The organism is Sorangium sp. So ce1335, assembly GCF_051521615.1.
GTDB lineage: Bacteria > Myxococcota_A > Polyangia > Polyangiales > Polyangiaceae > Sorangium.
The window spans coordinates 9,314,629-9,336,966 of the sequence record NZ_CP150363.1; the positions used below are offsets into that span (position 1 = coordinate 9,314,629).

The 22,338-nt window shown below is 72.5% G+C and carries 15 protein-coding genes; 4 read left to right on the forward strand and 11 right to left on the reverse strand.

Features of this window, described 5'->3' with window-relative positions; genetic code table 11:
* The first annotated feature begins 193 nt into the window (after positions 1–193).
* A complete protein-coding gene (locus tag WMF24_RS34565; RefSeq protein WP_437731710.1) occupies positions 194–1,675 on the forward strand; it encodes a hypothetical protein in 1,482 nt (493 codons plus the stop codon).
* A 253-nt stretch (positions 1,676–1,928) separates the two neighbouring features.
* Here WMF24_RS34565 and WMF24_RS34570 read toward each other — a convergent pair whose 3' ends face one another.
* The 3 genes from WMF24_RS34570 to WMF24_RS34580 are packed head-to-tail and all read right to left on the reverse strand — an operon-like array spanning position 1,929 to position 5,830.
* Entirely contained in the window at positions 1,929–4,121 is a 2,193-nt protein-coding gene (locus WMF24_RS34570) for a xanthine dehydrogenase family protein molybdopterin-binding subunit (protein ID WP_437731711.1), read from the reverse strand.
* Positions 4,118–5,122 carry an FAD binding domain-containing protein gene (locus WMF24_RS34575; RefSeq protein ID WP_437731712.1) on the reverse strand — a complete coding sequence of 335 codons (1,005 nt, stop codon included), beginning with the start codon at positions 5,120–5,122 and terminating at the stop codon, positions 4,118–4,120. Before WMF24_RS34575 ends, WMF24_RS34570 begins: the two co-directional genes overlap by 4 nt.
* A gap of 3 nt (positions 5,123–5,125) precedes the next feature.
* Entirely contained in the window at positions 5,126–5,830 is a 705-nt protein-coding gene (locus tag WMF24_RS34580; RefSeq protein ID WP_437731713.1) for a (2Fe-2S)-binding protein, read from the reverse strand.
* A gap of 62 nt (positions 5,831–5,892) precedes the next feature.
* Between WMF24_RS34580 and WMF24_RS34585 the strand changes: the two genes are divergently transcribed.
* Complete coding sequence (locus WMF24_RS34585) at positions 5,893–6,819, forward strand: LysR family transcriptional regulator (protein ID WP_437731714.1); 927 nt, start codon at positions 5,893–5,895, stop codon at positions 6,817–6,819.
* On the opposite strand, the gene WMF24_RS34590 is transcribed toward WMF24_RS34585, so the two are convergent.
* The 4 genes from WMF24_RS34590 to WMF24_RS34605 all read right to left on the reverse strand — a co-directional run bounded on the left by WMF24_RS34590 (position 6,816) and on the right by WMF24_RS34605 (position 11,298).
* Complete coding sequence (locus tag WMF24_RS34590) at positions 6,816–7,841, reverse strand: hypothetical protein (RefSeq protein WP_437731715.1); 1,026 nt, start codon at positions 7,839–7,841, stop codon at positions 6,816–6,818. The two genes, WMF24_RS34585 and WMF24_RS34590, sit on opposite strands and share 4 nt — an antisense overlap.
* 323 nt (positions 7,842–8,164) lie before the next feature.
* On the reverse strand, positions 8,165–9,172 hold the full coding sequence (locus WMF24_RS34595; protein WP_437731716.1) for a cupin-like domain-containing protein: 1,008 nt from the start codon (positions 9,170–9,172) through the stop codon (positions 8,165–8,167).
* A gap of 52 nt (positions 9,173–9,224) precedes the next feature.
* Positions 9,225–9,833, reverse strand: coding sequence for a hypothetical protein (locus WMF24_RS34600; protein WP_437731717.1), 609 nt, complete (start codon positions 9,831–9,833; stop codon positions 9,225–9,227).
* 217 nt (positions 9,834–10,050) lie between these two features.
* Positions 10,051–11,298, reverse strand: coding sequence for a hypothetical protein (locus WMF24_RS34605; RefSeq protein ID WP_437731718.1), 1,248 nt, complete (start codon positions 11,296–11,298; stop codon positions 10,051–10,053).
* Positions 11,299–11,551: 253 nt separating this feature from the next.
* Between WMF24_RS34605 and WMF24_RS34610 the strand changes: the two genes are divergently transcribed.
* Positions 11,552–12,499 (forward strand): hypothetical protein, encoded by a 948-nt coding sequence (locus WMF24_RS34610; protein ID WP_437731719.1) that lies wholly within the window; start codon positions 11,552–11,554, stop codon positions 12,497–12,499.
* A 31-nt stretch (positions 12,500–12,530) separates the two neighbouring features.
* On the opposite strand, the gene WMF24_RS34615 is transcribed toward WMF24_RS34610, so the two are convergent.
* Positions 12,531–13,826, reverse strand: coding sequence for a serine hydrolase domain-containing protein (locus WMF24_RS34615; RefSeq protein ID WP_437731720.1), 1,296 nt, complete (start codon positions 13,824–13,826; stop codon positions 12,531–12,533).
* A 297-nt stretch (positions 13,827–14,123) separates the two neighbouring features.
* Here WMF24_RS34615 and WMF24_RS34620 point away from each other — a divergent pair, with 297 nt between their 5' ends.
* Positions 14,124–15,797: a sigma 54-interacting transcriptional regulator gene (locus tag WMF24_RS34620; RefSeq protein ID WP_437731721.1), complete on the forward strand. Its 1,674-nt coding sequence runs from the start codon at positions 14,124–14,126 to the stop codon at positions 15,795–15,797.
* A 4-nt stretch (positions 15,798–15,801) separates the two neighbouring features.
* On the opposite strand, the gene WMF24_RS34625 is transcribed toward WMF24_RS34620, so the two are convergent.
* The 3 genes from WMF24_RS34625 to WMF24_RS34635 form a co-directional block, all read right to left on the reverse strand.
* Complete coding sequence (locus tag WMF24_RS34625; RefSeq protein WP_437731722.1) at positions 15,802–18,630, reverse strand: serine/threonine-protein kinase; 2,829 nt, start codon at positions 18,628–18,630, stop codon at positions 15,802–15,804.
* Between the two features lie 649 nt (positions 18,631–19,279).
* Positions 19,280–20,200, reverse strand: coding sequence for a transposase (locus WMF24_RS34630; RefSeq protein ID WP_437738886.1), 921 nt, complete (start codon positions 20,198–20,200; stop codon positions 19,280–19,282).
* A gap of 350 nt (positions 20,201–20,550) precedes the next feature.
* Positions 20,551–22,158 carry a cellulose binding domain-containing protein gene (locus tag WMF24_RS34635; protein ID WP_437731723.1) on the reverse strand — a complete coding sequence of 536 codons (1,608 nt, stop codon included), beginning with the start codon at positions 22,156–22,158 and terminating at the stop codon, positions 20,551–20,553.
* Positions 22,159–22,338 lie beyond the last annotated feature (180 nt).

The window sequence follows — 22,338 nt, forward strand, 5'->3', positions numbered from 1 at the left end:
GGTCGTGAGCGAACCCATCGTCGCTCATCGAGAACCGTGATTGGATCTGCCCCCACATCGACACCCTCCTGACGACCGCCGCCCATCGGCCGCTCCGCGCTGCCCGCCGCGGGACTCTGGCATCGGGCCCCGGCGCGCGCGTGCGGGCGTCGATCAGGCGACGGCCAATCCCTCTCACCGTTCGGAGCTGAAGATGAAGACTCGAATGCGCGCGCTCTCTGCGATGTCTGCCACGCTCGTCGGGCTGCTCATGGGGGCAGGCTGCGGCCCGGAGACCACCGACGACCCGGCGGGCACCGGCGGCAGCTCGGCCGCGGGGGGCGCGCCCTCGGGCAGCGGCTCCGGCGTGGGCAGCGGAGACCTGGCCGTGAGCGGCTCCGGCGTGGGCGGCGGGGGCGCGGGCGGCGGGGCGTCCGGGGGCGGCGCCGCGTCGGGTGGCTCCGGCGGGCAGGGAGGCGGCTCCAGTGAGGCGGGGAGCGGCTCCGGCGGCGCGGGCGGCGCGGGCAGCGGAGGCGCTGGATCAGGCGCGACCGGCACCGGCGGCTCCGCGACCGCGGCGACGGGCACCGGCGGGTCGGGCGCGGGCGCGGGCGGCGGCGATGCGGCGTACCCCTGCGACGGGGACACGAGCGGCTACGACGCCGTGGTGACCCGATCCGGCTCGACCTGGGTCGCGCAGAACGGCGACCGCAGCGTTTACAGCGGCGGCGACATGCGCGCCGCTGTGCAGGCGGCGCTCGACAGCCTGCGTTCCGGCCGCACCACCAAGGAGAGCGTCCTTGTCCAGGGCTCGGGGACCATGTCCGCGGGCTCGCGGCTGAGCGTGCCCAGCTACACCGTGCTCAACGTCTGCGGCTCGATCGACGTCACCGGCAGCGGCGCCGGCGACATGGCGCCCATCTACGCGCGCGGCCGGACCGACATCGAGATACCGAACGTCACGATCAGCGGCACCCCGCTCTACGCCATGTTCTTCCGCGACGTCGAGAACCTCCGCCTCGGCCGCGTCGAGCTGCGCGTGTCGAGCGGCCTCGGCGTCCGCATCGACAACCACGGGCGCTCGGACCGCGCCAACAAGGTGAAGAACATCGAGATCGACCACGTCGACGCCGAGGGGACGAGCTCCCACGCCGTCGAGACCTACGGCGTCGACGGCCTCCGCATCGGCGCCGTCGTCGCACGCGACACGGGCGAGTGCGGCCTGCTCCTGAACGACACGATCAACGCCGAGGTCGGCACGGTCGACGCCGTGAACGCGGGCGCGGGCACCGGCTACGCCGCCTTCCGCCTCGCCAACCGCGCGGGGCGCATCGGCAGCAGCTACCCCACCAACATCCGCGTCGGCCAGGTCATCGCCCGCGGCGGCGGGCGCGGGATCTTCTGCGTGTCCGAGAGCGGCGGCGTCACCATCGACCGCATCGACATCGCCGACACGGGCAGCAACTCCATCTTGCTCGAGAACTGCCACAACGTGAACATCGCCGCCGAGTCCGGGACCGTCACCGGCGGCGGCGACATCCGGCTCGCCGCGCGCGCCGAGTTCGAGAACTCCTCGGACATCACCCTCCAGAACCTCACGATCACGAACACCGCGGTCAACGAGAGCCCCTGCGCCACGAACAGCACCTTCCGCAACCTGACGCTCGTGAGCTCGCGCGACAACACCTGCGACTAGCCGACGCGGACGGCGGCTCTGCCGTGCGCAGCTCCCCCGGCAGCGCGCCGCGCTGGCCCGCCCGGCGTCATCCAACGGCCCCCCGCCGCCAGCCGCTCGCCGGCGGCCTCGGTGGGCTGGTGAATCGACCCCCCCGGGCGATCGCGTAGACTGCCCCCCTCGCGCCCCGACAGGCACGCTCGCGCCTCCGCGAGGATGGCGAGCGCGATCTCTTCCGGCGTCTCGCGCTTCGTTCACAGGCTCCCTCCTCGCATCACAGCACGTCCTCGACGCGGACCGGCAAATGGCGGACGCGGCGACCTGTCGCGTGGTGGATGGCATTGACGATCGCGGGCGCCACACCGACCATGACCACCTCGCCAAGGCCCTTGACGCCCAGGCTGTTGAGGACCGGATCCGGCTCGTCGATGAGCTCCGCTTCGATCGATCCGACGTCCGCGTTCACGGCGATCACGTACTCCGCGAGGTCGGCGTTCAGGAAGCCGCCGTATCGGGGGTCCACCTCGCTCACCTCCCGCAGGGCCGCGCTGATTCCCCAGACCACGCCGCCGATGACCTGGCTGCGCGCCGTGCGGGGGCTGACGACCCGGCCACAGTCCACGACGCTCACGACGCGCGGCACGCGGATCCGCCGGGTGCGCGGCTCGACGTGCACCTCGACGAACTGGGCGCAATAGCTCATCGAGGTGAACTCGGGGTAGGCCGGGCCGACGGCCGAGGGGAGCCCCTGGGCGACACGGTCGAAGATCGCCTCGGGCTGGCCGGGCGCGCGGTGACGCGCCTCGACGTCGACGTGCGCTCTGCCAGCGTCGCGCAGGATCTGCTGGAGCGTGCGGCCAGCCGGCCCGCCGCCCGCGAGCCGCTCGAGCTCCTGCACCATGTTCAGGGCCGCCTGGCGCACCGCGGGCAGGGCGGTGGCCGCCCCCCAGGAGCCCGCGGTGAGGTGCTGGGGCACGACGCCGGTATTCCCGACAAGGATGTTCACCGCGTCGGCCGGGACGCCGAGCTCCGCCGCGACCGTGGCCGCGATGGCGGTGCGGATGCCCTGGCCCATCTCGTGTCCGCCGACGCTCACGAAGATCTCGCCCGCGTCGGTCACGCGCAGCATCGCGACGGCGGGCGCTGTCGACGCCTTGTACGCCCCGATCGCGACGCCCCAGCCGACCAGCGTGCCGTCGGGGAGGCGCATCGAGCCCGGCTCGTGCGTCCTCCTCGCCCAGCCGAACCGCTCGGCGCCCCGCTCCAGGCACGCCACGAGGTGCCGGGACGAGAAAGGCAGGCCGGTCAGCGGGTCCGCCGGCGCATCGTTGGCGATGCGAAACGCGACAGGGTCGCGCCCGAGCGCATACGCCAGCTCGTCGACGGCGGTCTCGAAGGCGCACGCGGCGATGTGCTCGAAGGGCGCGCGCGCGAAGCCCGGGGTCTGGATGTCATTGCGGACCAGGCGCTCGCGGCCGCGGAAGTTCGGGACGCCGTAGAGGCGCGCGGTCAGATCCGTGTAGACCAGCGGGAAGAGGTCGTGGCGCGAGGTCTGGTGATCGACCTCGTGCACGGCGGCCGTCAGGATCCCCGACGCGTCGGCCCCGAGACGCACCGTATGGCGGCTGGCGGGGCGGAAGCTGGCATTGTTGAAGACCTGCGCTCTCGGGATCAGCAGCTTGACCGGCCGGCCGAGCTCGCGCGCCGCCAGCGCGACGAGCGCGGTGTGTGCCTGCAAAGCGTTCTTCTGACCGAAGCCGCCGCCCGCCGTGGGCGAGAGCACCCGGATCCTGTCCGGAGGCACCCCGAGCACCTTGGAGAGCCCGTGCCTGACCGCCTCGGCGTTCTGCGTCGACTCGCGGACGGTGAGCATCCCCCCGGACCACTCGGCCACCGTGGCGAGCAGCTCCATCGGGTTCTGGTGCTGGGGAGGGCCCAGGAACGTCACGTCGACGCGCGCCGCGGCCGTCGACAGGGCGCCGTCCGCGTCGCCGACGACCCGATCCGCGAAGGCCGGCTTCGGCAACGGAGAGTCCGCCTGCGCGAGGATCTCCGCGCCGGGCGCGTCCAGCGTCACGCTGAAGGCCTCCTCTTCGTACGTGGCGCGGACGAGCGCCGCGCCCTCCCTCGCCGCTTCGAGCGAGTCGGCCACCAAGAGCGCGATCGGCTGGCCGCGGTAGGCGATCGCGGTGCCCAGCAAGGGCTGCAGGCTCTGGACGCCGTAGCCGCCGCCCATCAGGTACCCGGGGGACTGCAGGCCCGCCGTGTCTGCGTGGGTCAGGATCAGCCGCACGCCGCGGACGGCGCGGGCCGCGCCCGTATCGATGCTCACGACGCGGCCGCGGCCTACCGTCGCCACCGCGAGCATGGCGTGCGCGAGCCCGGGAAGGACATTGTCGGCGGCATACCGGGCCTCGCCGCGGACCTTCTCGCGCGCGTCGACCCTGGGGAGATCCGGATTGCTCATGGCTGCTCTGCCCTCTCTCGCGCGATCATCAGGGCGTCCGTGACCGTCCGCGCCCCCAGATCGACCTTGAACGCGTTGTGGAGGCCCGGCCTCGCGGCCGCGAGCGCGGCCTGGCCAGCGCGCTGCGCGACCTCCTCGGTGAGCGGCTGACCGATCAGCACCTCTTCGGCCTCCGTCGACCGCCAGGGCCGGGTCGCGACGCCGCCCAGGGCGACCCGCGCCTCGGCGACGACGCCGGCGTCGAGCCGGACGGCGACGGCCGCCGACGCGAGCGCGAACGCGTACGATTCGCGGTCGCGTATCTTGTGGTACGTCGACGCCCGGCCCACCTCGGACCTCGGCACGCGAATGCGCACGATCAGCTCGTCGGCGGCCAGCGTCGTCTCGACGTCCGGCGTGGCGCCCGGCTCCCTGTGCAGATCCAGGACTGGAATCGAGCGCTCGCCTCGCGGGCTCAGCGTGTCCACCACCGCGTCGAACGCCGCCAGGGCCACGCCCCAGTCCCCCGGATACACAGCGGCGCACGCGTCGCTCGCGCCGAGGAGCGCGTTGCCGCGATCGATTCCGTCGAGCGCCGCGCACCCGCTGCCGGGCCGCCGTTTGTTGCACGGAAACGCCTCTCCGCCGCGGAAATAGGCGCAGCGGGTCCGCTGCAGCAGGTTTGCGCCCACCCGCGCCATGTTGCGGAGCTGCTGCGAGGCGGCCTTCCACAGCGCCTCGGACAGCGCTGGGTAGTCCTCTCGCAGCCGGCGATCGGCGGCCACGTCGCTCATCCGGGCCAGCGCCCCGAAGACAAGCTCGTCCGGACCGGAGGTGTCGAAGCGCTCGAGCGCCTCGAGGCGGGTGATGTCGATGATCGTGCGCGGGGCCTCCACGCCCAGCTTCATGAGATCGTGGAGCGTGGTCCCCCCCGCCAGGAACCGGGCCTCGGGCCCGCCCTCGGCGATGGCCGCGACGGCTTCAGCGGGCGTCGAGGGGCGCAGGTACGTGAAGCTTCGCATGGCTCAGGTCCCCTCGATCTCCGGCGCGGCCTGGAGGATCGCGGCGACGATGCCGGGATAGGCGCCGCACCGGCACAGGTTGCCGCTCATGTACTCGCGTACCTGGTCCGCGGACCCGGCGTTGCCCTCGCGGACACAGGCCACCGCGGCCATGATCTGGCCGGGGGTGCAGTATCCGCACTGCAGGGCGTCCTGATCGATGAAGGCCTGCTGCATCGGGTGCAGCGGCCCGTCCTTCGGCGACAGCCCCTCGATCGTCGTGATCTCCCGGCCGTCGGCTTGCACGGCGAAGGTGAGGCAGGAGGCGACGCGACGTCCGTCGAGGTGTACGGTGCACGCTCCGCACTGGCCGTGATCGCACCCCTTCTTGGCGCCGGTCAATTGCAGCTGCTCGCGGAGCACGTCCAGGAGCGACGAGCGCAGGTCGATGCCGAGCTCGACGCGCGCGCCGTTGACGATGAGCCGGAGGGTCGTATCCGCGTCCGGCGCGTTCGTCGAGGGAGCGCCGGGGGGACCGCAGGCGACCCCGTGGAGCGACAGCCCGCTGGCCGCGGCCGTCGCCACGGCGATGGAGCCCGCGGTGAAACGACGTCGCGTGAGGAGGACGGAGGCCGATGTCGGCCCGGCGCCGAGGCCCGGCTCGCGGGCGGCCTCCTGCCTCGCTCGCGCTCCGACGACAGGCAATGATCGACGTCTCTTGTCGTGCATGGCGTGTCGTCACCATGCCCCCGTGCACCTGGACGAACCAGCGAATAGGATGGATACGGCATATGAACACCGGTTATGGGAGGGACCTCGACCTCAACCTGCTGCGCGTGTTCGCGGTGGTCGCGGACACGGGCAGCGTCACCGCGGCGGCGAGCCGGCTTTACCTGACGCAGCCGGCGGTCAGCGCGGCGCTCCGCAGGTTGACCGCCACCCTCGGCGCCCCGCTGTTCGTGCGGCGCGGGCGCGGGCTCGAGCTCACCGGCCGGGGCAAGCGGCTGCACGCGTCGCTCGTGCCTCACCTCCAGGCGATCGTCGAGGCCGCGCTCAGCGAGCCGCAGTGGAGCCCGGCGACGAGCGACCGCACGCTGCGCCTCGGCGTCTCCGACGTCGCCGAGCTCTGGCTGCTGCCCGCGCTGCTCCGCGTCCTCGCGCGCGAGGCGCCGCGGATGAGCGTCGTCGCCGTGCCGGTGCAGTTCCGTACGATCGCGTCGGCGCTCGCGAGCGGCCTCGACGCCGCCGTCACCGTCGCCGACGAGCTCCCCGCGACGGTGCGCCGCCAGCCGCTGTTCTGTGGCGGCTTCGTGTGCCTGTTCGACCCGCGCCACACGCGCCTGCGGCGCACGCCGACAGCGGACGAGTACTTCGCGCTCGATCACGTGATCGTCAGCTACAACGGCGACCTGCGCGGCATCGTCGAGGACGTCGTGCAGCGCTCGCGCAAGGTCCGCTGCTCTGTCTCGTCGTTCGCGAGCCTCGGCGCGTTGCTCGACGGCAGCGGCCTTGTCGCCACCGTCCCCGCCATCGTCGCCGCGCACCTCCGCGAGACCCGGAAGCACCTCGTCACGCGCCCGCTGCCGTTCGAGATCGAGGGAGCGCCGACGGAGCTCCTGTGGCCGTCGAGCGCCGACGACGACGCGGCGTGCCGGTTCGCGCGCGGCAAGATCATCGACATCGCGCGGACCGCGATGCCGAAGCCGCGTCGCGCCTAGCCCGAGGCGACGCCGCGCGTGCGGCGGACGCGCGGGCCGAGCTCCTCGAGCCGCGCGACGGCGCGCGCGGGGTCGAGCAGGCTCTCCGGGTTGTAGAGGCCGGGGCCGACAGGGGGACCGCCCGCGAGCCCCAGCAGGCGCTCGGTCGCGATCGCGGCGCCGTACGCGCTGAGCCCCGAATAGCTGTCCTCATCGACGATGTCGTAACGCAGCCGCGCGCCCGCTCCGTCATGGCCCCTCCCCGACACCTCGACGACGAGCTCCGTCACGTGCCCTGCGCGGCGCGGCGCCGCGTCGCGCGCGGCGAGGTCGACGCGGATCGAGCGCGCGTCGGTCGCCGCCGCGAGGCTGACCACATCGAGCAGCGGCAAGGCGTGGCCCAGGCGCTCGACGCCCTCGGCGTCGGCGAAGCGCCGCGCCGCCGCGTCGCCGCGCGCCCAGGTCCACCTCCCGTCCTGGAGGAAGAGCGCAGCCTGCCCGATCTGCTCGTTTCGCTCGAAATCGGCCTGAGACGCTGGGCCGCCGCGGTCGTCGGCGTCGATCACGCAGCCGATCGCGATCGCGTCGACGCTCCGGAGATCCTGCGCGAGGTGCAGCGCCGCCAGCGTCGCCGTGCCGCCGAGGACGTGGCCCAGCAGGAGGATGGGCGCGCGCGTCGGACGAGCGACGTGGTGGGCGACGACGGGGCCGATCTCCGAGACGAAATCGGAGAAGGCGAGGTGCGGCACGCCGTCCGCCAGCGCGCGCTTCACCGCGTTCGACGCCTCGTCCTTGACGAGCGCGACGATGGCGCTGAACGACGCGCCTCGATCGAGGCCCAGGTCGTCCCGGCCCACGTCGGCGGTCGTCGACGTCGTCGGACCGCCGACCTCCGCGGCGACAGCGGCCGCCTTGCGCGCGTCGCGCCCGGCGATCGCGAGCGGGAGATCGGGGTGCAGGCGCCGGAGCGCCCTCGCCGCGCGCGCGCCGACCTGGCCGGAACCGCCGATCAAGAGAACGGGTGACATCGCTCGTGTTGCCATGATGAATGGACTCCTCCCGCCGGGTCGCGCAGGCGCCCGGGACGTGGTTGGCGCAAGCTCACCGCTGGCGAGCCCACCTTCGTAAGCTACCATCAGTAAGTTACCTTTGGTAATATGTACCCGCGCGCCCCGGCGTCAAGGCGGAGGGCGCGCCGGGACGCGGCGCGCCCCACGGATCGGCCGAGGAGCGAGGTCTCCGGCGCACGGCCGCCGGAGGCGGCGCGCCGCGCGCAGCGCATCGAGACGGCGGAGGCGATCGCGCGCGGGGGGGCCGCGCGCCGCGCTCCCCCGTCGTCCGGTCGCGCGGCGCCGGGCCTCGGGCGCTACGCGACGTTGCTCGGCCGGTACCAGTCGAAGTTGTTGTGGAACGGGAAGCTGTTGATCCCCAGGCTGATGCTCACGTCGAGCGCGCGGACATGGTGCCACCAGCCGACCGGGATGAAGAGCGCGTCGCCCGGCTCGAGCACGACGTCCTTCACGAGCACCGGATCCATCGAGCCCTGCTCCGGGTCGCGATCCGCGTACATGGCGCGCGCCCCCTCGAACAGCGACGTCTCGAACGGCGCGATCATGCGGTATCGCTTCCTGCCGTGGACCTGACCGAAGAGGATGTTGGATGTGTCGTAGTGCAGCGGCGTGACGGTCCCCGCCGGGCCGAGCCACAGCGCCGAGCTGCCCAGGAGCCGCTGCGCGGCGCAGTAGCCGTCCGGGAGCACGACGTCGTTCAGCAGGGCGCCGAGCCTCGTCCGCTCGAGGACACGGTTGTTGGCGACCATGTAGAAGTCGTTCGTCTCGGCCCGCGCGGCCTCGATGCGCGCGACGAAGTCGCGCAGCAGCGTGCTCTCCGTGTGTCGCGCGGCGTGCATGTCGTAGTCGGGGTCGCTCAGGCGTCCTGTCGTGACGTCGACGACGACGTCGCCGAAGGTCTCGGACAGGTACGCCGGCGTCCACCGGCCGAACGCGGGCCAGCGGGTCACCACGTCGGTCAGGATGACGGGCATGTTCCCGGCGACATAGACGTCGCGAAACTCCGCGGCGGACACGCCGGAGCGCCGCGGGATCCCTGTCGGGTCGAGTGCCGTCGACGCCATCCGCTGCTTCAGGCGCACCAGCATCTCGTGCTGCCGCGCCGCGCGGGCGAAGGGCCGAGCGGCGAGGAAGATGGGCGAACCGGCGATCGCCGACAGGAGCTCCTTCGCCTGTGCGCCGCTCACGCCCGCTGCCTGGAGCTGCTCCGAGACCAGGCGCTCGGGCACGCCGCGCAGCAGGTTCTCCGTGGCCCAGCGCCACCATTCTGGCGCAACGTCCAGCTCGCGATCCTGTTCGCCCATCGTCGACCTCCAGCTCAGGTTACCGGACGCACCGGCGCGGCGCGCGAGGACCTCACTCGCACGGCGGGGGCATCGGCGGCGGCATCGGCGGGATGGGATCGCCCTCCTCGCCGTCCGGAGGCGGCGGCGGCATCGGCGGGATGATCTCGCCCTCCTCGCCGTCCGGTGGCGGCGGCATCGGCGGGATGATCCCGCCCTCCTCGCCGCACGGCGGAGGCATCGGCGGCGGCATCGGCGGGATGATCTCGCCCTCCTCGCCGTCCGGGGGCGGCGGCGGCATCGGCGGGATGGGATCGCCCTCCTCGCCGTCCGGAGGCGGCGGCGGCATCGGCGGGATGATCTCGCCCTCCTCGCCGTCCGGTGGCGGCGGCATCGGCGGGATGATCTCGCCCTCTTCGCCGCACGGCGGAGGCATCGGCGGCGGCATCGGCGGGATGGGATCGAGCTCCGCGCCGTCCGGGGGCGGCGGCATCGGCGGGATGATCTCGCCCTCGTCGTCGACCGGCGGATGCATCGGCGGGATCACCGTCCCGCCACCACAGCCCTCTGCCGTCTGCGTCCCGGTGCTCAGCGAATCACCCTGGTTCCCGTCCTGCTCGGTGCCCGGGGCGTTGCACGCAACCACGAAGACCGCGGCGGCCGCGGCGGCAGCCCGGGACACCCCCCGCACCAGGGCCGCCGTGCGAGGCGGGGGCGTGGGAAGCGGCGATAACAACGCTGCATCGTCCGGAAGAAAGAGACGCGACATGAACACCTCCACCGCGGGCGTGCTGCACGGCATATGCCACTTCTCTACCCCGTCGAGAACCCCTGGAGATCTCGCTGCCTGTCGCCGTGACCGGGAACGATCGTCAGGACTGGCCCAGAGTGGCTCACCCTCACCGCAGGGCGCGCGCGAGCGAGGCGTCGTCGAGCTCTTCCTCCGCGGCCTGCTCGAGCGCCGCGCGGAGCGTGTCGTCGGCCGTGGCCCCGGCGGCGACGCGGATGCGCTCCTGCGCCTCGGGGTAGCCGGCGAAGCGCAGGAACAGGGCCGCGCCAAGCCGGCGGTCCCGCGGGGCGCCAGCATCGTCCAGGGTGTGGAGCACGTCCTCCGGGGTGAGGGCGGCGGCGCGGTAGTCGCCGGCGGCGTGCAGCTTGCGGAGCTCCTCGCGCCAGGCCGCGAGGTCGCGGCCGCGCCGCTCCAGCGCCTCGACGCCGCGCGACACGTCGCCGCCGGCGACCTGCCGGTGCGCCTCGCGGATGCGCCGTGCGATCGCCTCGATCAGGTCCGGCCCGGCCTGGACCACGAGCGGGTGATAGCCGCCGGGGCGAGAGAGCACGAGCCGGTCGCCGTAGGTGTCGATCGCGGCGAGCTCCTTGTAGGGGAGCCAGGCGCTCGAGAAGGGCCGCTCGACGCGCACGCCGTCGCTGCCCACGATCACCTGCGTCGGGCGAGCGGCGCGGCGGATGAACCAGGTGGACAGCAGAGGAAGCACGAGCAGCGCCGCGACCCGCGCGGTGTTGCTGAAGAGCGAGTCGAGGAACGCCGCCACGATGCTGAACCAGAAGCAGATCGAGAGCGGCAGGGCCGCGCAGCCGGCCACGAGCTCGCGGTTGGCGCCGCCGAGCGGGATCGCGACGCGCCGCTCCGCCGGGCCGATCCCGAGGGCCGCGAGCAGGCGCGCGCCCTCCACCTCGCGCGCGACCTGGACCTCGAGCACCTGCCCGTGGCGCAGGAGAAGCTCGACCCGGGTGCGCGGCTCGGGCAGGACGAGGCCGGAGCGGATCGAGGCGCGCGGGATGAAGCGCTCCGCGGCGCCGAGGGTGAGGCGCAGACCGGCCCCGCCGGCGGCCACGCGCGCCGGGCCTCTCCGGGAGACGGGCGTCGAGGTGAGGACGGCGCTCGCCAGGGCGAGGACAGCGGCGACGAGCACGCCGCGATAGAGCGCGATCATGGCGGAGCTCGCGATCTCGCGAAAGGCCGGCACGCGCAGCGCCTCGGCGAGGACGAGGGCGAGGAGGCCGACGAGGAGAGGCCCCACGACCGCGAGCAGCGCAAGGCTCCCGAGCACGCGGCCCAGTCCCTCGTGGCGCCGCGCGACGCGCGGGCTCGTCAGCTCGAAGGAGGGCGGAGACGCGGGGGGCATGCGCAGCGTGGCCTCATCCGCCCGGCGGCGACCGATCGCCGGGGCGCGCGGGCGAGCGCGCTGCGACGCAGCGCCCGCCCGAGAGGGCGTGTGGCGGCTGCGCAGCGTTCAGCATCGACGCCTCTCGGTCGCCCCCGCAACGACGCTGGCGCGGCGCACTCCGCCGGTTGGGCCTGACATGCGAGGGGTTCACTGATAGAGTCGCGCGCATCGCTTGGGCCATTCTGCGCCCTTCCTTGAGGAGAACTCCAGCATGTCGTTCACGGCTCGTTCCTTTGGCCTGCTCGCTTGGCTCGCGCTCGCATCCCTGGTCGCGTGCGTCGACGTCTCTGACTCCGGGGGCGGCGCCGGCGGCTCCGGCGGCTCCGGCGGCGACGCCGCGGGCCCCGGGAGCACCTCCGTCGGCACCGGACTCACCACCAGCAGCAGCGTCGCCGGCAGCGGCGCGACAACGGGGAGCGCCACCACCGGCGTGACGACCTCGGCCACCACCGGCGCCAGCAGCAGCGTCACGGGCACGGGGGGCGGCGACAGCACCACCAGCACGTCGACCGGCAGCACGGGTTCCGGTACGTGCGATATTTTCTGCTCGGACTTCGAGGACGGCGCGCTGCCGTCGGAGGTCCAGTTCTTCCCCGAGTACCTGCGCCCCAGCATGGCCGACTACGTCACGCTGGACAGCACGGGCCACAGCGGCTCGCGCTCGGTCAAGGTGTCGGGCACGGGCTTCAGCCAGATGCTCGGCGTCCCCGTGCCGAGCACGTTCTGGGGCAGGATCTACCTCAAGGGCAGCTCCGCCAGCCAGATGGGCCACAACACCTATATCGCGGCGACGACGGCCGACGGGGATCCGAACAATGGTGAGCACATCCGCATCGGCGAGCATCAGTGTCAGCTCGAGCTGAACCGCAAGAGCGACGACGCCGAGAAGCTCTCGAACGGCGGCATGTACATGTGCTCCGGCGGCGTGAAGCTCGCCGCGGACACCTGGTACTGCCTCGAGTTCTACTACAACGGTCCTGGCCGCGAGGTGCGCGTGTTCGTGGACGGCACCGAGGTCGATTCGCTGCACGTCACGGACTGGGGTCCGTACGAGTACAAGCTCTTCAAGTTCGGGTTCGAGAAGTACCACGGCGCAGAGAAGACGATGTGGTACGACGACATCGCGCTCGGAACCGAGCGCATGGGCTGCGGCACGTGACGGCCGCGCCAGGCCGTCCGGTCCGCGCAGGTCAGTCGTCCATGATCGCGTTGGCGATCCCGTCGAAGAACTCCGCGCTGCCGACCGCGTCGAGCATCCGGTTCCAGCCGAGCTCGTCGAACGGGGTCGGCAGACCGTGGTTGGTCAAGAGCACCCCGAACAGCTCGCGGCGGGGGTCGATCCACAGGAACGTCCCCGCGCCGCCGGCCTTGCCGTAAGCCGTCCTGCCGAGGCGCATCCCGCCGTTCGAGAAGCGGCGGGTCGCGAGCTCCCAGCCATAGCCCTTCGGGGTCAGCAGGAGGTTCGCCAGCGGGGACACGTCGGTGTCCGCCGCGCGGACCTCGGGCGTCTGGTTGGCCACCATCGCGGCGGCGGCCTGGCGGCTCAGGATGCGGACGCCGCCGTACCGGCCGCCGTTCAGCATCATCTGGCAGAAGACCGCGAGGTCCCGCGCCGTCGAGAAGACGCCGTCACAGCCGACGATGCCGCCGAGGGCGTGGTCCTGGTCGTCCTGGACCTCGCCGCGCACGACGCGGCCGCGGAGCTCGGAGAAGCCCGTGGCGGCGGTGCGCGGGATCAGCGCGGGCGACGGGTTGAAGGTCGTGTCGCGCATGCCGAGCGGGCCCCAGATGCGCTCCTTGGCGAACGTGTCGAGGTCCGTGCCCGAGGCCGCTTCGACCACCCGGCCGAGCAGGCGGTAGGTGAGGTCGCTGTAGAGCACCTGCGTGCCGGGCACGTACTCGAGCGGCGCCTCGGCCATCCGCTGCCAGACGCGCTCGGCGTCCGGATCGTCGAGGAACTGGCTGTCGAGCGGCAGGCCGGACGTGTAGCGGAGCATGTCGCGGACCTTGACCGCGCGCTTGCCGTTCCGGGCGAACCCCGGCACGAAGTCGGCGACGCGGTCGTTCAGCCGGAGGACGCCGTCCTGCACGAGGATCATCGCCGACGTTGCGGTCGCGAGGACCTTGGTGATCGAGAGCAGGTCGAACAGCGTGTCGAGCGTGACCGGCTCGTCCTGACCGCGAACCCGGGTGCCGAACGCCCGGTGGCCGACGATCCTGCCCCGCCGCGCGATCAGGGCGACCGCGCCCGGGATGAGGCCGTCGGTCACGCGGCGCGAGAGGCGCGCGAAGACGTCCTCGACGCGGTCCGAGCACAGGCCGACGCTCTCGGGCGAGCCGGGGACGAGCTCGTTGTAAGCCAGCTCCCCGTGCGCCTCGGCAACCCGGGTTGAGAGTGCGGTCGGCGCGAACGCAGCCACGGCCGCCGCACGGCCGAACCCCTGGAGAAGACGCCTGCGGTTCAAAGTTCCATGCTCAGTGCACATGACCACTCCTGCTACGTACGGGGGGTGAGAGGGGCGAGCTGCGCCACCGGGGCCGCGAGGCCGACGGCGCGCGTCGCGCGCTGCCGATCGCGGGCGGCGCTGCTCGCGCGCGGTCATCGCGGTGGATGAGCAGGACGTGTGCCGAGGTTGTGTGCCGGGCGGCAGGCCCGGTCCGACGCGGCGCCTGCGTCCCGCGCTGCCGGCGGACGATGCGCCGGTCGTGCAACCGCCTGCACGAGTTGCACGGCTCTGCATGAATCGTGCAGGCCGGCGCACGGCGCCGCGTATCATGGTCCCGTGGACGAAGGCTTTCCGGGCGGCGGTGCGCGGGGCTCCTGCACGACGCTGCGGCTCGCGATCGTGGCGGGCAGCACCATCGCCTTCGCGCCCTTGCCGGCCCGCGGCTCCGTGGTCCTCGGCCGCGATGAGGGGTGCGACGTACGCATCGACGATCGGTCGGTGTCACGCCGGCACGCCGCGCTCCACGTGGGGCCGCCGCTCCGGATCGAGGACCTGGGGAGCGCCAACGGCACCTTCGTCGGCGAGCAGCAGCTCCCCGCCATGACGGCGCGGACCCACCGGCTGCGGCGGCTCTCGCGGGAGAGCGCCGAGGTTGTCGTGGGCGAGCGGTTCAACCTGGGTGCGACCACCGTCGTCGTCGGACGCGCGCCGGCGGGGTCGGCCGAGGAGGCCGACCGCGGGCATGCGCCCGAGGACGTCGTGGTCCGGGCCCCGGCCATGGTGGCGCTCTACGAGCAGGCCGCCCGCGCCGCGCGGAGCGCCATCAGCGTGCTGATCCTCGGCGAGACAGGGGTCGGCAAGGAGGTGCTCGCACGGACCCTCCACGCGCGCTCCCCCCGCGCCGGTGGGCCCTACGTCGAGCTGCACTGCGCCTCGCTGCCGCCGTCGCTCCTCGAGGGGGAGCTCTTCGGGCACGAGAGGAGCGCCTTCACCGGGGCCAACCAGGCGCGCCCGGGCCTCATCGAGTCCGCCGACGGTGGAACACTCTTCCTGGACGAGATCGGCGAGCTGCCGCTCGCCTTCCAGGTGAAGCTGCTCCGGGTGCTCGAGGACCGAAAGGTGCTGCGCCTCGGAGGCCGCACGTCCCGCCGCATCGATCTCCGCTTCGTGGCGGCGACGAACCGCGATCTGCACGCTGAGATCGCGCGCGGCAACTTCCGCCAGGACCTCTATTTCCGCCTGAACGGCATCTCGCTCGTGGTCCCGCCGCTCCGTGAGCGGGTTTCCGAGATCGCCCCGCTCGCCGCAAGGTTCCTCGAGGAGGCGTGCCGGCAGCTCGACCAACGCAGCGTGCCCCGCATCTCCCTGGAGGCGCTCGCGGCCTTGGAGGTGTACAGCTGGCCGGGAAATGTGCGCGAGCTGCGCAACGTGATCGAGCGCGCGGCGATCCTGTGCGCGGGGGATGCGATCCTGCCTGGCGATCTGCCGCCGCACCTGATGAGCGGCGCCGCACCGACGTTGAGCGGCGCCGCACCGACGTTGAGCGGCGCCGCACCGACGTTGGGCGGCGCCGCACCGACGTTGGGCAGCGCCGCACCGACGTTGGGCGGCTCCGCACCGACGTTGGGCGGCTCCGCACCGACGTTGGGCGGCTCCGCAACGTTGGGCGGCTCCGCACCGACGTTGGGCGGCTCCGTAACGTTGGGCAGCGCGGGCAGCGCCGCACCGACGTTGGGCGGCTCCGCGACGCTGGGTGGCTCCGCGCCGCCGCCGGCCAACGTGGACGCCGCGCTCGCCGCCGAGGCCCCCACGCCGCAGCCGGGCGCCGACGCGATGACGAGGCTCCGGCTGGAGATGAAAGCGCTCGAGCGGCAGCGCGTCGTCGAGGCCCTCGAGCAGTCCGCGGGCAACCAGACGCGCGCGGCCAAGCTCCTCGGCATCTCGCTCCGCACGCTGATCAACCGCATCGATGAGTACGGCATCCCGCGGCCGCGGAAGCGCACGTCGTGATCGCTCAGGGGCCGGGCGACCAGGGAGCGCCCGCGGCGCGCAGCGTGTCGGACACCCCGTCCACGATGCCGTGGAGCGCCGCCTCGACGTCCCGCCCCCCGCCGAGGGCGAGCCCGCGCTGCGCCAGCGCGGTCGCGGCGGCGGCGTCGCTCCCGGCGAGCGCCTGCTCGGCCGCGCGCAGGTAGAACTCGACGGCGAGCTGCGGCTCGCCGCCCCGCTCGAAGTGCTCGGCGAGCACCTTGGCGTCGTGCTCCCCCGCCTGCAGGAGCCACTCGGCCGCGAGCCGGTGGCCGAGCGCGCGATCGTGATCGGTGAGCATCGCGTAGGAGCCGTCGCGGATGAGCGCGTGCCGGAAGGCGTACTCCTCCTGGTCCGAGAAGCGGCTCTGCTCGCGCCGCTCGAGGAGCTCGCGCTGGAGCATCCAGGGCAGCCAGTCGACCGCGAGCGTCGAGCCCTCCGCGTCGCCGAGCAGGGCGAGCGCCCCCTTCTTCCAGAACGTCTCGCCGAAGACGCTCGCCGCCCGGAGCAGCCGCCGCGCCTCGGCGGGGATCGCCTCGAGCCGCGCCTCGACCATGCCGAGGACCGTCTCCGGCAGCCTGTCCGCGCGCCCCTCCGCGACCGCCCGGATGAGCTCTTCGAGGTAGAAGGCGTTGCCGCTCGCGCGCTCGACGAGGCGCGAGACCTCCGAGGGCGGGAGGCAGTCGCCGAGCATCTGACGCACGAGCTCCTCGGCGGCGCGGCGGGGGAGCGCGCCGAGCGTCATCTCGTGGATCTCGCTGCCCTCCCAGAGGACGGGGAAGACCTTCCGCACCTCGACGCGCGCCAGGTAGAGCACCGCGAACGGCCGGTCGCGCAGCTCCCGGAGGGCCCGCGCGATGAGCTTGAGCGACGCGGCGTCGCCCCACTGGATGTCCTCGAGCACGAGCAGGTAGGGGCCGGCCGAGCACGCCGCCTCCATGAAGTCCAGGTAGGCGAGCGGGATCTGGTCGGCCATGAGGGCCGGGGCCTGCCGCGCGGCGTGGAACCTCGGGTCGGCCTCGCTCGGGAAGGGCGTGCCGACGATCTCGCCGAGGAAGGCGGCGATCCGGGTGCGGTCGGCCGCGTCGAGCGCCGGGGCGCGCGCGACGAGCGAGAGGAGCCGCTCCCGCTGCGCGGCGGCGGGCTCGCCCCCGGTGATGCCGGCGGCGCCGCGGAGGGCGGAGCCGAGGAGCGAGAACGGCGAGCCCGCGCTGAGCGAGTCGCCGCGGCCGACGGCGAGGGTGAGGTCGGGGTGCCGCTCGCGCAGGACCTCGATGAGCTCGTAGCGGAGGCGGGACTTGCCGATCCCGGGCGGGCCGGTGATCAGGACGGCGCGGGGCTCGGGCCCGCCGAAGCTGTCCTCGAGGAGCTCGCGCAGGTTGCGGAGCTCCCGGTCGCGGCCGACGTAGGGGCTCGGCTTGCCGAGGAGCGTCCGCGCCGTGCGGCCGACCTCGCGCTCCTGGAGCAGGAGGAAGGTGCCGGACCGCGCGGGCTCGATCTCGAAGCGGGCGTCGAGCAGCGCGCGGGTCACGTCGTCGATGCGAACCGGCGCCGGCTCCCGCTCCGGGCACGGCTCGCGCTCCGCGAGGGCGAGCAGCGCGGCGGCGCGGTCCATGACGGGGCCGACCGGGAGGCTGCCGGTCTGCTCGGCGCGGCCGGTGGCGAGCACGACAGAGGCGCCGGGCAGGAGCTCGCCGAGCTCCAGGGCGCAGCGCGCCGCGCGCGCGGCCTGCTCGACGGCGTCGCCGACGCCGGCGATCGAGAGCAGGAGGGTGCCGTCGGCGAGCGTGTCCACGCGCGCGCCGAACGACTGCGTCCGGGTGTGGAGCTTCGTCGTGAGCTCGCGGGGGAGCGCGGAGACGAGGGTGCTCTCGGCGCTGCTCGCGGGGCCCTGGCGCGGCTCGCGCGCGGCGACCATCGAGAGCAGCCGGAGCTCGCCCGTGGTGATCGCCTCGTAGAGGACGGGGGTGACGGCGAGGCCGCTGCTCGGGTCGCGCTCGAGGGCGTCGAGCGCCTCGACGACGGCCGAGCCGTCGCGCGGGCGCTTCGCGGGGTCCTTGGCGAGCATGCGGGCGACGAAGTCGTCGAGCTCCTTGGGCAGGTCGGGCCGGAGGTGGCGGACGCGGGGCGGGTCCTCCATGAGGAGCTTCGCGAGGAGGGCCATGACGTGCTGGCCCTGGAATGCGGGCCTGCCGGTGAGGCATTCGAAGAGCACGGCGCCGAGCGAGAAGATGTCGGCGCGCGCGTCGAGGCCGTCCCGGTCGCCCGTGGCCTGCTCCGGGGCCATGTAGCCCGGGGTGCCCATGACGGAGCCCGTCCGGGTCAGGGCGCCGATGGTGCGCTTCATGCGGGCGATGCCGAAGTCGAGCACCTTGAGGCCGGCGACGTCGCCGCCGACGAGCAGGAGGTTGCCCGGCTTGACGTCGCGGTGGACGATGCCGCGGGCGTGCGCTGCCCCGAGCGCCTCGGCGGTGGCGCGGAGAAGGGCGAGGCTCTCGTCCAGGTCGAGCCGCTGCCGGGCGAGGCGCTGGGCGAGGCTCTCCCCGTCGAGCCACTCCATGGCGAGGTAGGGCACCCCGTCGGGGGTGACGCCGTGCGCCACGTGGCGGACGATCCGGGGGTGATCGAGCTCGGCGAGGATGCGGGCCTCGTGCTCGAAGCGGTGTGCGGCGGCCCGGTCGGTCTGGCCGAGGAGCTTCAGCGCCACGGGTGTGCCGGTGGTGCGGTCGACGGCGCGGTAGACCGTGCCCATGCCGCCGGAGGCCGCGACGCGCTCGATCTCGAAGCGGCGGTCGATGACCTCACCCGGGCGCATGGGGCGGAGAATGCACCGGCGTCGAGCCGTCTTCAACGGTCGGACGGCGTGGAGGACGGGGGATGGCCCGACCCAGGTTGGGGATGACCGGATGGCCCGACCCAGGTTGGGGATGACCCGACCCAGGTTGCCCCCCCCCCCGGGCGGACCCGACTCAGGTTGACCAACGGCGATCAGGGCGTGACCAGGACGCGACCAGAGTGCTCCAGTGTTCTGACCCAGGTTGCAATCGAGGCGGGTGACCTGACTCACCTTGTTCAACACCGGTGGGCGCTCCGGCCCAGGTTGACCAATGACACAAACCAGACGAGCCCGACCCGGGTTGCGCTTCCATGTGAGCTCCCGGACGGGTGGTCCGACTCACATCGTTCCACACTCGCTCGACCCACCAAGGATTATCTCGACCTGGGCTGCTGCTCCCGGATGGAGTCGTCTACTGACACGGTATAGTCCCCTTCGATCGAGTAGAGCCTACAGCAACCTTCCGCACGACCTCAGCACGGCATGACTCAGCGCATGTGTTCGCGTAGGGCCCCCTTCGAACAAGCCGCCCCCCGGCTCCGCATCAAGACGGACCTTTCCCACGATGATATGTCGCACGCGTCGCACAATCCTCCACGCCACTCTGCGTCGCGCGTTGCCGCGGCGTCTACACCAGGAGCACGACGTCTGTCACGCTGACACCGTGGAACGCGCGCATCCACCAAGTCCCCGCCGGGAATACGACGCTGCGGACGCCGGCGCGCCAGCGTTCCAGTGCCGCGCGATACGATGCGCGAAAAGCCCGCACCGCCGCACCGGCGGTTCGCCACGCGTCGCCCTGCTGGCGGCCAACCGCGAACGTCGGATTGCGACTGCCCAGCTTCTCGGAGCTCGTGGCCCGGCCATAAGGAGAGATCCGGCCGACCTGCGCGGCGCCCAGAAAACGGAGCCCTCGCCGCCGCACCTCCGCGTCGGCCTGCGCTTCCTGTCGCTCGATCTCGGCCGCGACCTCACCGCGGAAGGCATCTGCGCTGTCCGGCTCGATGACTGGCGGCAGCGCGAGCAGGAGCGTCACTTCCTCGGGCCACTGTGGATTTTTGGGGTTGAGGTACGCCGTAGGACGCGCCGCGCGTAGCACGCCACGGCCAATCTCGCTCACCTCCGCCTTGGCCCCCGGCCACTCACCTGCATGCCGGACCAGCCCAGCGGCCACAGGGTTCGCGAGGACGTAAGCAATTTTCTCCACCACCGCCGCGCGCGTCAGCAGGCGCACCACGCTTGTGGCCTCGTGGTCCCATACCGGTCCTTCCCACTGACGGAGCACCTTGGTGCCGAGCGCGACGATACGATGAAAGAATTGCAGGAATCGCGGCAAGACGCCGCTCGCGTCGGTCACGACGAGGTGCAGATGCGTGGACATCGCGCAAAGCGCGTGGACCTCGATGCCGTAACGGCGGCTCGAGACGGCGAGGGCGTAGACCACGAGCTGCGTGATCGCTGCATCCGGGCGAAAGAGGAGATGCCGGCGCAGGACACGACGGGTGATGAGGTAGGTGGCGCCGGGGACGATCTCGCGGGGCTGGCTCATGGCCGGCGGACATCTACAAAGGTCGTGCCGGAGATCGGAGCGAATCATTTCAAGGACTTGTCCAGCTGCATGGATGGCGGCCGCCAGCCTTGTCCGCCACCCCAGCTGGGCAACTCCCCTCCCATCACCTTTCCACCACACCCACCACAACAACCTCAACCTGGGTCGGGTCCCCCCGGGTCGCGTCCCCGCCCGCAACCTCAACCCGGGTCGGTCGCCCCCAACCCGGGTCGGTCGCCCCCCGCCCCGCAACTTCAACCCGGGTCGGTCGCCGCAACCTCACCCCCGCCGCCCCCGCCGCAACCTCAACCCGGGTCGGTCGCGCCCGGTCGTCGCACAGCCCGCGGGGGTCACGGCACTGTATCTTTGCGTGTGACGGACGAGGCGCGGAGGGCGGCGATCTTCGCGTCAACCTCGGCGGGCGACAGAATCGTGTCCTTGGCGAAGTAGACCCAGTCGGCCTCCTCATGGTACGTCCGCGAGCCGACCTGGCTTCCTTCGAGCTCTGTGAACCAGACCTGGAAGCTCAGGAACTGGCCCTCTTCCGGGACGAACCTGGCCGCGTGCGTCGCCCTCAGCACCCCGTCGATGTAGTAGCTGATCGTCCTGCTGGTGATCTGAAGGACGAGCGTGTGCCAGCCGTCGTGGCTCCCCGACACGAGCGTCGACGTGTTGTCGGTCGTCGTCTCCCACGACGTCAGCCACATCGTGCTCTTGTCTTCCTGCCCCCAGCCGCCGTTGGGCATGTACTCGAAGTCTTGCTCCGAGTAATCCGGATCGTTGTCCCGGTAATCGGTGATCGTGAAGAAGGTCTCGATCGGCTTGTCTGCGAAGAGGCGCGTGCCTGCCTGCGGCGTGTCGTAGAACTTCATCCGGGCGGCGTAGGTGCCCAGACGGAACTTGCTGGAGGTCGACATGACCTCGGCATGCGAGGTGCCGGCAGGATCGCCGTTCGTGGTCGCCTTGAGCCGCATCAGCTTGTTCGAGGGGTCCATGGGATCGTTGACCAGTGAGACGTTGGCCGGCAGCCATTGCGCGCCGTCCACGCCGGGTCCGCCCGACCAGCTCCGCAGCGACCACCGGGCGAGGAAGCTGCTGTCGCCGGTCCCCGTGTAGCTGAAGTCGTCGAAGAGCTCCGCGGTCATGGCGCCCCCGGCGAGCGTCGTCGCGCTCGCCTGGCTCGACGCAGCCGACTCGCCGGCCGCGTTCAAGGCCGTCACCTTGTAGTAGTACGTCGTGGACGCCGAGAGGCCGGTGCTGTTGTAGCTCGTCCCGGGCACGCTGGAGGCGATCCGATTTCCTGCCCCGGGGGTGAAGCCCGGCGTGGTCGATCGGTAAACGTTGTAGCTCGTCGCACCCGCGCTCGCCGACCAGCTCAGGGAGATCGCGCTCGGGCCCGCCGCCGTCGCTGCGAGGGACGTCGGCGCTGCTGGCCGCGACACCGACACGCTTCCGCTCGGCGGCGTCCCGCCGCGCACGCCGCTCAGGGGCGCGGAGCCGGCGTCGTGCACGGTGATACGGCTCCAGTCGACGAAGGACGTCTGGTTGCCGTACGAGTAGTCGTCGGCCTCGTTGACGTTGGCGCCGAGCTGGATCCCCAGATCGATCGCCTGGGTCATGGCCCCGGGGGCCAGGCTCCCGGCCGCGCTGGTGAAGCCGATCTCCACGTACTGGTCGGCGCCGTGCACGGCGACGGTCCCGGTCCTCAGCACGATGGGGTTGCAGGACGGGTTCCACCACCAGCACGCCGGGGTCACCGAGGTTGCGCCGTTCTTCGTGAACCAGTACCGCACGACGATGCTGCTCAGCGGGACCGATGCGCTCGTGTTGTTACGCACGCGAATGCCGGCCTCGATGATGGTGTCGTTCGGCTCGGCTGCATTGTAGTTGATATAATGGATGCTGAAATCGGCCGTGCCGGCGAAGCTCTCGCCCGGATGGCACGCCGTGGAGAGCACGATGGCGAGGCTCAGCCACGCGGAGCAGCAGCAGCCAGCTCGCCAGAGGCTGGCCGCCCCGTCGCGAGGCGCAACTCGCCTGCGCGCTCTCGATCGCTGCTGGTGCTGGTCGACGCGCGGAGATCTCGATCGCGGTTCCATCAAGTGCGCCTCCTCATGACGAGGTCCTCTGTTCCTGGA